This is a genomic window from Enterobacter sp. (assembly GCF_977039595.1).
The window spans coordinates 45,922-58,324 of sequence record NZ_CDRQYH010000005.1; the positions used below are offsets into that span (position 1 = coordinate 45,922).

Annotated in this window: 10 protein-coding genes; 4 read left to right on the forward strand and 6 right to left on the reverse strand. The window is 56.6% G+C overall.

Annotated features, from left to right (window positions below; genetic code table 11):
• Window positions 1–526 precede the first annotated feature (526 nt).
• Together malP and malQ are read left to right on the forward strand one after the other, a co-directional pair.
• Complete coding sequence (malP, locus tag ACWYRJ_RS03020; RefSeq protein ID WP_455507394.1) at window positions 527–2,920, forward strand: maltodextrin phosphorylase; 2,394 nt, start codon at window positions 527–529, stop codon at window positions 2,918–2,920.
• Window positions 2,921–2,929: 9 nt separating this feature from the next.
• The gene (gene malQ, locus ACWYRJ_RS03025; protein WP_455507395.1) at window positions 2,930–5,008 is read left to right on the forward strand and encodes a 4-alpha-glucanotransferase; all 2,079 of its coding nucleotides are present in this window, start codon (window positions 2,930–2,932) and stop codon (window positions 5,006–5,008) included.
• Window positions 5,009–5,095: 87 nt separating this feature from the next.
• Here the strand turns inward: malQ and gntT are convergent, their stop codons facing one another.
• From gntT to gntX, 3 genes are all read right to left on the reverse strand, one after another.
• On the reverse strand, window positions 5,096–6,412 hold the full coding sequence (gene gntT, locus ACWYRJ_RS03030) for a gluconate transporter (RefSeq protein WP_325832155.1): 1,317 nt from the start codon (window positions 6,410–6,412) through the stop codon (window positions 5,096–5,098).
• A 316-nt stretch (window positions 6,413–6,728) separates the two neighbouring features.
• Window positions 6,729–7,304: a Fe-S biogenesis protein NfuA gene (gene nfuA, locus ACWYRJ_RS03035; RefSeq protein WP_008503055.1), complete on the reverse strand. Its 576-nt coding sequence runs from the start codon at window positions 7,302–7,304 to the stop codon at window positions 6,729–6,731.
• Between the two features lie 61 nt (window positions 7,305–7,365).
• Complete coding sequence (gene gntX, locus ACWYRJ_RS03040; RefSeq protein ID WP_127732505.1) at window positions 7,366–8,049, reverse strand: DNA utilization protein GntX; 684 nt, start codon at window positions 8,047–8,049, stop codon at window positions 7,366–7,368.
• A 36-nt stretch (window positions 8,050–8,085) separates the two neighbouring features.
• On the opposite strand from gntX, the gene bioH reads away from it, so the two are divergent.
• Both bioH and ACWYRJ_RS03050 read left to right on the forward strand, forming a co-directional pair.
• A complete protein-coding gene (gene bioH, locus ACWYRJ_RS03045; RefSeq protein ID WP_249576301.1) occupies window positions 8,086–8,859 on the forward strand; it encodes a pimeloyl-ACP methyl ester esterase BioH in 774 nt (257 codons plus the stop codon).
• Between the two features lie 111 nt (window positions 8,860–8,970).
• Entirely contained in the window at window positions 8,971–9,240 is a 270-nt protein-coding gene (locus ACWYRJ_RS03050) for a YdgH/BhsA/McbA-like domain containing protein (protein ID WP_048976276.1), read from the forward strand.
• A gap of 33 nt (window positions 9,241–9,273) precedes the next feature.
• Here ACWYRJ_RS03050 and feoC read toward each other — a convergent pair whose 3' ends face one another.
• The 3 genes from feoC to feoA are packed head-to-tail and all read right to left on the reverse strand — an operon-like array spanning window position 9,274 to window position 12,099.
• On the reverse strand, window positions 9,274–9,510 hold the full coding sequence (feoC, locus tag ACWYRJ_RS03055) for a [Fe-S]-dependent transcriptional repressor FeoC (protein WP_024907906.1): 237 nt from the start codon (window positions 9,508–9,510) through the stop codon (window positions 9,274–9,276).
• A 12-nt stretch (window positions 9,511–9,522) separates the two neighbouring features.
• On the reverse strand, window positions 9,523–11,841 hold the full coding sequence (gene feoB, locus ACWYRJ_RS03060) for a Fe(2+) transporter permease subunit FeoB (RefSeq protein ID WP_455507396.1): 2,319 nt from the start codon (window positions 11,839–11,841) through the stop codon (window positions 9,523–9,525).
• Between the two features lie 30 nt (window positions 11,842–11,871).
• Window positions 11,872–12,099, reverse strand: a complete 228-nt coding sequence (gene feoA, locus ACWYRJ_RS03065) for a ferrous iron transporter A (RefSeq protein ID WP_008503050.1) — start codon at window positions 12,097–12,099, stop codon at window positions 11,872–11,874.
• Window positions 12,100–12,403: the final 304 nt, after the last annotated feature.

A 12,403-nucleotide genomic window follows, 5' to 3' on the forward strand; every position in this document is an offset into this window, starting at 1 on the left:
GGATATAAGGTCGAACAGAAAGAGAACTATTGCAAGTTATGTCTGGGTTTTGTGGCTCTGAATTTGCACTCTGTCACAAAACATTCAGGCAAATGTTGGAACTTTCTCAGAAGGGGTTTAACGCCGCGTCACAGCTGGTTTGTCTGGATACATTGCCGCTGCGCTGAAACTGGTTTCAGAAAGGTATAGTGACGTCAAATTTAATAAAGTGCGGGTAAAGTTGAGTGAGAGTAATAGTCTCCTGAGGTGCACCCCGATGGCTAAATTATTATTCTACGTAAGTAATCATTTCAGAACGTTTTAATTTCACCCAAAACTGCATTTCATTTCTTTGACATTCTCCCGGGTTACTTTTTTATCTTACGGGCACACTCGAACTATGCTCTGAGAGTGGCCTCGATCACACTTTTATGCTCATCCCCGCTACTCCTCCCTGTCTAATCCCCCTCGGGAGGAGGAAGAGGGGAAATGAGCCAGGCACACTAGCGCCAACTTGTGTTTTCTTTCTAAAGGATGCCGATCCCCTATGTCACAGCCTACCTTCAACAAAGCTCAATTCCAGGCTGCCCTGACGCGTCAGTGGCAGCGTTTTGGCCTTCATGCTGCAAACGAAATGACGCCTCACCAGTGGTGGCAGGCAGTGAGCGGTGCGCTCGCAGAGCAGCTGGATGCTCAGCCCCTGGCAAAACCGGTAAAAGGCCAGCGCCATGTAAACTACATTTCAATGGAATTCCTGATTGGCCGTCTGACGGGCAACAACCTGTTGAACCTCGGCTGGTATCAGGAGGTCGGTGACGTTCTTAAAGAACACGACATTAACCTGACCGACCTGCTGGAAGAAGAGATTGACCCGGCGCTGGGCAACGGCGGCCTGGGACGCCTGGCGGCCTGCTTCCTGGACTCCATGGCGACCGTCGGCCAGTCGGCGATTGGCTATGGTCTGAACTATCAGTACGGCCTGTTCCGTCAGTCGTTTGCCGACGGGCATCAGATGGAAGCGCCGGACGACTGGCATCGCAATACCTATCCGTGGTTCCGCCACAACGCGCAGCTGGACGTACAGGTTGGCATTGGCGGGAAAGTGACAAAGCAGGGCCTCTGGGAACCGGCGTTCACCATCACCGGCGAAGCCTGGGATCTGCCGGTGCTTGGCTACCGTAACGGCGTGGCGCAGCCGCTGCGTCTGTGGCAGGCGAAGCACGCGCATCCGTTTAACCTGACCAAATTCAACGACGGCGATTTCCTGCGCGCCGAGCAGCAGGGCATCGACGCCGAGAAGCTGACCAAAGTCCTCTATCCGAACGACAACCACCTGGCCGGTAAAAAGCTTCGCCTGATGCAGCAGTACTTCCAGTGCGCCTGCTCCGTGGCGGACATTCTGCGTCGCCATCACCTGGCGGGCCGCAAGCTGGCGCAGCTGCCGGACTTTGAAGTGATTCAGCTCAACGACACGCACCCGACCATTGCCATCCCGGAGCTGCTGCGCGTGCTGATCGACGAGCACCAGCTGAGCTGGGATGACGCCTGGGCCATCACCAGCCGTACCTTTGCCTACACCAACCACACCCTGATGCCAGAAGCGCTTGAATGCTGGGATGAGAAGCTGGTGAAAACGCTGCTGCCGCGCCACATGCAGATCATCAACAAGATTAACGACCAGTTTAAACAGCTCGTGGATAAAACCTGGCCGGGCAACAAGGCGGTCTGGGCGAAGCTGGCGGTGGTTCATGATAAGCAGGTGCGCATGGCGAATATGTGCGTGGTCAGCGGCTTTGCGGTGAACGGCGTGGCGGCGCTGCACTCGGATCTGGTGGTCAAAGATCTCTTCCCGGAATACCACCAGCTGTGGCCAACCAAATTCCACAACGTGACCAACGGCATCACGCCGCGTCGCTGGATCAAGCAGTGCAACCCGCTGCTGGCCGACCTGCTGGATAAGACCCTGAAGAAAGAGTGGGCCAACGATCTGGACCAGCTCATCAACCTGGAAAAATACGCTGACGACGCGAAATTCCGCGAGCAGTACCGGGCGATCAAGCTGGAGAACAAGGTTCGCCTGGCGGAGTTTGTGAAAGTGCGTACCGGGATTGAGATCAACCCGAACGCCATATTCGATATCCAGATCAAACGTCTGCACGAGTACAAACGCCAGCATCTGAACCTGCTGCACATTCTGGCGCTGTACAAAGAGATCCGCGAGAACCCGCAGGCCGACCACGTGCCGCGCGTGTTCCTGTTCGGTGCGAAAGCGGCGCCGGGCTACTACCTGGCGAAAAACATTATCCTCGCCATCAATAAAGTAGCGGCGGCGATCAACAGCGATCCGAAAGTGGGCGACAAGCTGAAGGTGGTGTTCCTGCCGGATTACTGCGTCTCGGCGGCGGAAATGCTGATCCCGGCGGCGGATATCTCCGAGCAGATCTCAACCGCAGGGAAAGAAGCCTCCGGTACCGGCAACATGAAGCTGGCGCTGAACGGCGCGCTGACCGTCGGCACGCTCGACGGGGCGAACGTCGAAATCGCCGAGAAGGTAGGCGAAGAGAACATCTTTATCTTCGGCCACACCGTGGAAGAGGTGAAAGCCATCAAGGCCAAAGGCTATGACCCGGTGAAATGGCGTAAGAAAGACAAAGTCCTCGATGCGGTGCTGAAGGAGCTGGAGAGCGGTAAATACAGCGACGGCGATAAGCACGCGTTTGACCAGATGCTGCACAGCATGGACAAACACGGCGGTGACCCGTATCTGGTAATGGCGGACTTCACGGCCTACGTTGAAGCGCAAAAGCAGGTCGACGTGCTGTATCGCGACCAGGAAGCGTGGACCCGCGCGTGCATCCTGAATACCGCCCGCTGCGGTATGTTCAGCTCTGACCGCTCAATCCGTGATTATCAGGCCCGTATCTGGCAGGCAAAACGCTAAGGAAGCGCGATGGAGAGTAAACGTCTGGACAGTGCCGCGCAGGCGGCGGGAATTAGCCTCAGTTACATCAATGCGCACGGCAAACCGCAGTCTATTGGTGCGGACACCAAAAGACGTTTGCTGGATGCCATGCACAAAACCGACGCGAAAGCGTCGGCTGCTCCGGTGCCGAACGTGAAGGTATTCACTGCAGGCAAAAAGATGCCGCTGGCGGTGGAGGGGCGCGGCGAGTTTAGCTGGCTTCTTACCACCGAAGAGGGGCATCAGCATAAAGGTCACGCCACCGGCGGCAAAACGTTAAACCTTCCGGCAAAGCTGCCGGAGGGGTATCACACCTTAACGCTCACCCAGGACGATCTGCGTTTCCACTGCCGGGTGATCGTCGCGCCAAAACGCTGCTACGAGCCGCAGGCGCTGCTTGAAGGCAAAAAGCTGTGGGGCGCCTGCGTGCAGCTCTACACTCTGCGTTCCGACAGCAACTGGGGCATCGGTGATTTTGGCGATCTGAAAAAGATGCTGGCATCCGTGGGCGAGCGCGGCGGCGCGTTTATCGGTCTCAACCCAATCCACGCGCTCTATCCGGCCAACCCGGAGAGCGCCAGCCCGTATAGTCCGTCGTCCCGTCGCTGGCTGAACGTTATTTATATCGACGTTAACGCCTTAGATGATTTCAAAAACAGCAAAGAGGCGCAGGCGTGGTGGAAACTCAGCACCACACAGCAGGCGCTGAAGCAGGCGCGCGAAGCCGACTGGGTGGACTATTCCACCGTCACGGCGCTGAAAATGGCCGCGCTGCGTCTGGCGTGGAAAGGCTTTTCGCAGCGCGATGACGAGCAGATGGCGGCGTTCCGCCAGTTCGTGACGCAGGAGGGCGAGAGCCTGTACTGGCAGGCGGCGTTCGATGCGCTGCACGCATATCAGGTAAAAGAGGACGAAATGCGCTGGGGCTGGCCGGTCTGGCCCGAAGCGTATCAGAGCGTCGACAGGCCTGAAGTGAAAGCGTTCTGTAAAAAAAATGCCGATGAAGTGGACTTCTACCTGTGGCTGCAGTGGCTGGCTTATAGCCAGTTTGCCGCCTGCTGGCAGGTGAGCCAGGGCTATAAAATGCCGATTGGCCTGTACCGCGATCTGGCCGTGGGCGTGGCGGAAGGCGGCGCGGAAACCTGGTGTGACCGTGAGCTTTACTGTCTGAAAGCCTCTGTCGGCGCGCCGCCGGATATCCTTGGCCCGCTGGGCCAGAACTGGGGATTGCCGCCGATGGATCCGCACGTCATGGCGGAGCGCGCCTACGAGCCGTTTATCGACCTGCTGCGCGCTAACATGCAGAACTGCGGCGCGCTGCGTATTGACCACGTAATGTCCGTGCTGCGTCTGTGGTGGATCCCGTACGGTGAAACGGCCGATCACGGGGCGTATGTGCAGTATCCGGTTGACGATCTGCTGTCGATCCTGGCCCTGGAAAGCAAGCGCCATCAGTGCATGGTGATCGGTGAAGATCTCGGTACCGTGCCGGTGGAAATTGTCAGCAAGCTCCGCGACAGCGGCGTCTATTCCTATAAAGTGCTCTATTTTGAAAACGACCATGAGAAAACCTTCCGCGCGCCGCAAGCGTACCCTGAACAGTCAATGGCAGTCGCGACGACGCATGACCTTCCTACGCTTCGTGGCTATTGGGAAAGCGGCGATCTGACGCTCGGCAAAACGCTGGGCCTGTATCCTGATGAGGAGGTGTTACGCGGCCTGTATCAGGATCGCGAGCTTTCCAAACAGGGGCTACTGGATGCTCTGCACAAGCAGGGCTGTCTGCCGAAACGTGCGGGACATAAAGCGTCATTGATGTCGATGACCGCGACCCTCAATCGTGGTTTGCAGCGCTATATTGCCGACAGCAACAGCGCGCTGCTGGGGCTGCAGCCGGAAGACTGGATTGATATGGCGGAGCCGGTGAACATCCCAGGCACCAGCTATCAGTACAAGAACTGGCGTCGAAAGCTGTCCACCACGCTTGAGGCGATGTTTGCCGATGATGGGGTGAACAGGCTGATCAAGGATTTGGATAAGCGGCGAAAAGCTGCTGGTAAGAAGTAATAAAAAACCCGCCAGTGGCGGGTTTTTTATTATCAGGCAGTGCTCATGTAGGTCGGGTAAGGCGTAGCCGCCACCCGACTTAGGGCATCAGACCACCATGTTGAGCAGCAGCACCCCGACCAGACCACACACCGAAATAATGGTTTCCAGCGCGGACCAGGACCTGATGGTTTCACCGATCGTCAGGTTGAAGTACTCCTTGAACAGCCAGAAGCCAGGGTCGTTAACGTGAGAGAAAATCACGCTACCGGAACCGACGGCGATAACCATCAGCTCAGGGCTTACGCCCGTGGTCGCAATCAGCGGGGCAACGATACCGCCTGCGGTGATCGCCGCAACGGTCGCTGAACCCAGCGCAATACGCAGAACCGCGGCAATAGACCAGGCCATCAGAAGCGGCGATACGTTGGTTTCATGCATCATGGCGGCGATGTATTTGTCCACGCCGCTGTCGACCAGAACCTGCTTGAATGCACCGCCACCGCCGATGATCAGGAGCATCATGGCAATGATTTTGATTGAAGAGGTCAGCGTGTCGTTGATCTGATCCATGGAGCGGCCACGGTTCAAACCGAAGGTGAACATCGCGATCAGCACGGCAATCAGCGTTGCCATCACCGGGTCACCCAGGAATTCCGCCACGGACAGGAACGCATGACCTTTAGGCAGGATCATCTCCGCCACGGCGCGCATCGCCATCAGGATCACCGGTACCAGGGAGGTCCAGACGCTGACGCCAAAGCCCGGCATCTCTTCTTCGGTGAAGGTTTTGGCGCTGTACAGACCTTCCGGAATCGGCTTATCAATGCCTTTCAGGAAGCGGGCATAAACCGGGCCGGCCAGAATCACCGTCGGGATCGCCAGAATCGTACCGAACAGCAGGGTTTTACCCATATCCGCGTGGAAGATGGTCGCGATAGCGGTTGGACCCGGGTGCGGCGGCAGGAAGCCGTGGGTCACGGATAGCGCCGCAGCCATGGGCACGCCGACATACAGCAGCGGGATGCTCGCGGCAGCCGCAATGGTGAACACCAGCGGCAGCATCAATACGAAGCCCACTTCATAGAACAGCGCGAAACCAACGGTAAAGCCGGTTAACACCACTGCCCACTGAATGTTCTTCTTACCGAATTTGTCGATAAGCGTGGTGGCAATACGCTGCGCGCCCCCGCAGTCCGCCAGCATTTTACCGAGCATGGCGCCGAAGCCCATGATCAATGCCAGGCTGCCGAGCGTGCCGCCGACACCGGCTTTAATCGAGCTGATAACTTTCACCAGCGGCATCCCCTGCATCAGACCGACTGCAAGTGCCACCAGAACCAGAGCGATAAATCCGTTCATTTTGAAACGGATCATCAAGAGCAGTAATAACACAACACCGATAGCAACGATGACTAATGGCATGATTTACCTGGCCTTTGAATTGTTATGGGTAACGTCATTGTTTCAACGACAAATTCCGATTGTCCCAACTGGGAACAGAGAAGTAACGGCACTAATACTGATGCCTTTTAAACGATTAAGTTTAGTCGGCTGTTATGGGTGTGCTTAGTGCCCATGAGAATGATACGGGTAACATGACGTGATTGAGAATCACCCTGGCAGGCAAAATGTGAATTATGAGACGCAGGTCAACATATAGAGGGGAGCGAAGAGGGGGAGCAGGGTTTTGTAGGCCCGGTAAGCGCAGCGCCACCGGGCAATACAGATGGGCAATGAATCAGTAGTAAGAGTGCTCGCCGCGCTGGTGTTCGGTCAGGTCACGCACGCCTTTCAGTTCCGGGAACTCGTTCAGCAGCTGCTTCTCGATCCCTTCTTTCAGGGTGACATCGACCATTGAACAACCGTTACAACCGCCGCCAAACTGCAGGATAGCAAAACCTTCGTCGGTGATTTCCATCAGGGAAACACGGCCGCCGTGGCCCGCCAGCTGTGGGTTGATCTGGGATTGCAGCAGATACTCAACGCGCTCCATCAGAGGGGCATCGTCAGACACTTTACGCATTTTCGCGTTCGGCGCTTTCAGGGTCAGCTGAGAACCCAGCTGATCGGTGACGAAGTCGATCTCCGCATCTTCAAGATACGGTGCGCTCAGCTCATCAACATAGGCGGTGAGCTGTTCAAACTTAAGGGCAGTGTCGGTAGCTTCCACAGCGTCCGGAGGACAATAAGAAACACCACATTCTGCATTCGGAGTGCCTGGATTAATCACAAACACGCGGATCTGCGTCCCTTCTTCCTGATTTGCCAGCAGTTTGGCAAAGTGCGCTTGTGCAGAATCGGAAATACGGATCATAGCTTTGGCCTAATAGTTGACTAAATTACCTGGGTATAATCATACGCCCATTGAAGAAGGGCTACAAGGTACGGCACAGACACCATACCTGAACCGACGCGGCGCCGCTTTGCAAAAGCAGTCGGGAAAGTTCAGCAACGGTACTGCCTGTGGTGACAACATCATCCACAATCGCGATATGGAGCCCGTCGACCGGCAATTCAAGGCGAAAGGCATTTTTGAGGTTTCTTTTGCGAAGCCGGGCGCTGAGCTGATGCTGGATGGCGGTGGCATGAACACGTGTCAGCGCGCGGGCATCATACCGACAGCCGAGCCACCGTGCGAGGGGACGGCAGAGCAGGTCACTCTGGTTATAGCCGCGCCGCCAGTGACGACGCCGGTATAGGGGGACACTCACCACCATGTCGATTTTTGGCAGAGCCCGCTGACGTCGCGCCTGCAAAACCGCCAGCAACAGCAGGCGAGCAAGGGGCTGTGCCAGCGAGCTCTGCCCGGAAAACTTCAGCGCGTGGATCAGCCTGTTCAGCGGCGGAACATAATCATCCACCGCCACCATCGCGCTCCACGGCGGGGACTTTTTCAGGCAACGGCCACAGGGCAAAGCGGGATTCGTGGCCGGTAAACCACATTGTGGGCAGATCCCGATACGCCATTGCAGCGATCGCGTACAGACGGAGCAGATGCCCCACCCGCCTAGTGCCAGCGGCATTCGGCATAGCCAGCACAACCCAGGTACTGTTAGCATGTGCAACCTCCATGTGAAAAAAGAGAACAGTAACTGATGAAGACGCTGTGGTGGCAGACCGTCGGGACAGGAAATTGCCATCTTGTGCTGCTGCACGGATGGGGACTGAATGCTGAAGTATGGCGTTGCGTAAGCGAGGAACTCGCCTCGCATTTTACGCTGCATCTGGTGGATTTGCCGGGGTATGGCCGCAGCCGCGGTTTTGGGGCCATGTCGCTTGATGAGATGGCGGAGCAGGTTCTGAACGCTGCTCCGCAAAATGCCATCTGGCTGGGCTGGAGCCTGGGCGGGCTGGTGGCGAGCCAGATTGCGCTGTCGAGACCTGACCGCGTAAAAGCGCTGGTGACCGTGGCGTCGTCGCCCTGTTTTAGCGCGCGGGACGCGTGGCCCGGTATCAAGCCAGAGGTGCTGGCGGGGTTCCAGCAGCAGCTGAGCGACGATTTCCAGCGGACAGTAGAGCGGTTCCTCGCGCTGCAGACGATGGGTACTGAAACCGCGCGTCAGGATGCCCGTACGCTGAAGCAGACCGTGCTGTCGCTGCCGATGCCGGAGGTTGAGGTGCTAAACGGCGGACTGGAACTCCTGAAAACGGTTGACCTGCGCGAGCCGCTGGCCGCCCTGACGATGCCGCACCTGCGTATCTATGGCTACCTCGACGGAATTGTCCCGCGCAAAGTGGCTCCGCTGCTGGATTCGCTCTGGCCGGACAGCGAATCGCAGATCGTTGCCAAAGCTGCACATGCCCCGTTTATCTCTCATCCGACGGAATTTTGTTCAGCGCTGATTGCGTTAAGTCAACGTTTCGACTGATTATTTTCTATCCTGCCTGGAAAAAGTAACACACCGCAACCATACTCCAGATGTCGTTGCGGTTGTTCTGCCTACGATAATCAAAACAACAATCCTATGGAGAGTCAGGCTATGAAACTTGTTACAGGTATTGTCACTTCTCTGGTTATTGGGTCACTGTCATTTGGCGTCTTTGCGGCAAAAGAGCTGGAAAAAGATAAAGTTGCCAGCATGAATCTGACGAAAATTGGTGAAATTTCTACGTCTGACACCACCGCGCCGATGGATGCTCGCAGAGAGCTCTCGAAGAAAGCGGATGAGCTGGGCGGAACGTACTACGTCGTCACCAGCGCAGAAAAACAGACCAAAAACGTACGCGCAACGGCGGACGTCTACAAGTAATACGACAAAGCCAGGCAGCAATGCCTGGCTTTATTAACGCAGTGCCCACCACTCCCTGAGGCAGGCCTTTCCTTCCGGGCAGCTTTTACAACTGCCGGAGAGACAGCCGTCAGCGTCTTCCTGAATCCGCACGGCTTTCCCCATGGCTTCCAGTCTTTCCAGCATGGCATCGATCATCGGCTGCGGCGTATGCAGGCTGAGGCTCAGCTGTTTCGCCTCCATTCGCCCCTGCAGAGCAAGCAGGTCACGAACCTGAATCAACGATGCCATGCGGTGTACTCCTTAGTGACAGTCGCCCGCCGGGCTGCTGCAGCAGGTCGCGGCGGTTTTACGGTTTGCCAGCAGGTCGATGTCGACGCGGCTGCGCGCCCGCCGCAGCAGACCGAGCACGACCACGTTAAACAGCACAACCGCAAGAATGCAGACCAGGCTGTAGCGCGGATGCTGGTTGAAGTTAACGGTTTGATAAAACAGCGTCGCCAGCGAGTAAGCGATATTCAGCCCCCACAGGATGGAGAAGCCCATCCAGCCGCGGCTGGACTCGCGAGCAATCGCCCCCATCACGGAGATGCACGGAATGTAGAGCAGAACAAAAATGAGGTAGCTGTAGGCCGCAGACGCGCTGCCAAATTTCTCGCTCATCACCCCCATGGCACCCGTCGCCATTTCGCCGTCGCCTTTACTCGCTTCAATCGGGTTCGCCAGCACGCTCAGGCTGAAGGTGTCCTTCAGGCTCTGCCAGGTTTCCTCTACGGCACCCAGCAGTTCATCACCGAGATGAAACTCAGCCGGATTAAATTCCTGCTCCTGAATGTTCTCGGCGGTGTAGAGCGTGTTCAGGGTACCGACAACCACCTCTTTTGCCATTGCGCCGGTAAACAGGCCGACGGTTGCCTGCCAGTTATCCTCATGCACGCCAATCGGTTTGAAGACCGGCGTGATGACGCGGCTGACGGAGGCGAGGGCAGAGTCGTTAATGTTATCTGCCGCCTGTCCGCTGAGGGTGAAGCTGTTCAGCGCGCTCAGGAAAATACTGACGATGACAATCACCTTACCGGCGCGCAGGACGAAGCCTTTCAGGCGCTGCCAGGTCTGGATCGCCAGGCTTTTCAGATGGGGGACGTGGTACACCGGCAGCTCCATCACGAACGGTGACGCTTCACCGCGCATGATGGTGTGTTTCAGCATTAAGCCGGTGAGGATCGCCATCACGATGCCCAGCACGTAGAGCGAGAAGACCGCCAGCGCGCCCTGCTGGCCAAAGAAGGCTGCCGCAAAGACCGCGAAGATCGCCAGTCGGGCACCGCAGGACATAAACGGCGCCATCATAATGGTCATCAGACGTTCACGCGGCGCATCCAGGGTGCGTGCGCCCATCACCGACGGCACGTTACAGCCGAAGCCGACGATCAGCGGGACGAAGGATTTACCCGGCAGGCCCAGCGCCTGCATCAGACGATCCATCACGAACGCGGCGCGGGCCATGTAGCCGGAATCTTCCAGGAACGAGAGGAACAGGTACATCATGCCGATCTGCGGCACCAGAGGCAGAACGGTATTAATACCGCCGCCGATCCCCTGCGCGAGGAAGATGGTGAGCCATTCCGGGAAGTGCAGAGTGTAACCCACCCACTGGATCCCGTGGACGAAGATCGCGACGGAACCGGCGTCAAAAATCGGCTGCAGTGCGCCACCGATGTTAATGGCGAGCAGGAACATCACGTACATCACCAGCAGAAAGATCGGCAAACCCAGGAAGCGGTTAAGCACGACCTTATCCACCGCCGCCGTAAAGCGGCTGGGTTCCGCCGTCAGCGCGTTACTCACCACGTCGCAAATCGAGGCGATGGCCTGGTAACGGGCATCGGCTATGTGCAGCGCCGGGTCGTCCAGCTCGTCGCTAAGACGAGCCATCGTCGCGTCCAGCTTCTCTGCTGCATGCCCGGCGTAAGCGCGGCTGTAGATATCCCCTTCCAGCATCTGCAGGCCAAGCCACAGGCGCTGTTTTGCTGGCATACCGGTGTCCATCTCCTGCGCCAGCACTTTGGCTTCACGCAGGAGGGGCTTCGCGTAATGCACCAGCTCAACGTCGCGATTTCCCGCATGACGGTCAATGGCCAGCTTCAGCGCATCAATACCGCGAGCCCGCGTCGAAACCAGCGGAACGACCGGGCATCCCAGGCGCGCGGAGAGGGCATCGACGTCGATGCGCAGCCTTTGTTTCTCTGCGATGTCGAGCATGTTGAGCGCCACGATGCAGGGGATACCCAGCTCCAGCAGCTGCAGCGTCAGATAGAGGTTACGCTCGAGGTTTGAGGCATCGACCACGTTGATCAGCAGATCCGCGTCGCCGCCAAGAATATAGTGACAGGCGATTTGCTCATCGAGCGAGGTTTGTGACGAAATGGTGGTTAAGGAATAGGTGCCGGGAAGGTCAACCAGTGTCACCTGGTTGTCTGTCGTCGTGAACTGGCCCTCTTTACGCTCAACCGTCACGCCCGCCCAGTTGCCTACGCGCTGGCGTGCCCCGGTCAGCTGGTTAAAAAGCGTGGTCTTGCCGGAATTAGGATTGCCAATTAAGCCAATAGTTAACTTTTTCATTTTTTTTGACTCACTGAAACCGCTGGCTTGTTATCGGGATAAGGCTTCGACTTCTATTAATGCGAGGTCTTTCTTACGCAGGACCAGATTCACGCGGCGGGTTTCGATATGAACCGGGTCCCCTAGCGGCGCCACGCGCACGACCTGAAATGACGAGCCGGGCAGCATGCCAAGCGACAGCAGCTTTTGCCGATAGGCTGGGCTAATTTCGCGTGTAAAACCGGTAATCTTCCATGCACTGTCTGGAGTGAATTGCATAACGCCTGATTCCACGAAAGGTTAAATTATCTACTATGGGATGATAATGAGAATAGTTTTTATCAGCAATATTAAAACTGTGACGGAATGTTGTTTGCGGTATTAATTTACGGCCTGTTTGACCTTGCTCAATATTTGCTGAATTGCCTGGAAAACGAAAAGGGGAGTATTTGTTAACGGGGTGATAATTAGTGGTTTAAATATGGCTATGCAATCGGTTTCATATATTTCGATATGAATTTATTCCCCCACCCATGAGGACGAGGGGAAAAGACAGCACCGTGCGATCCCCTCTCCCCTTTGG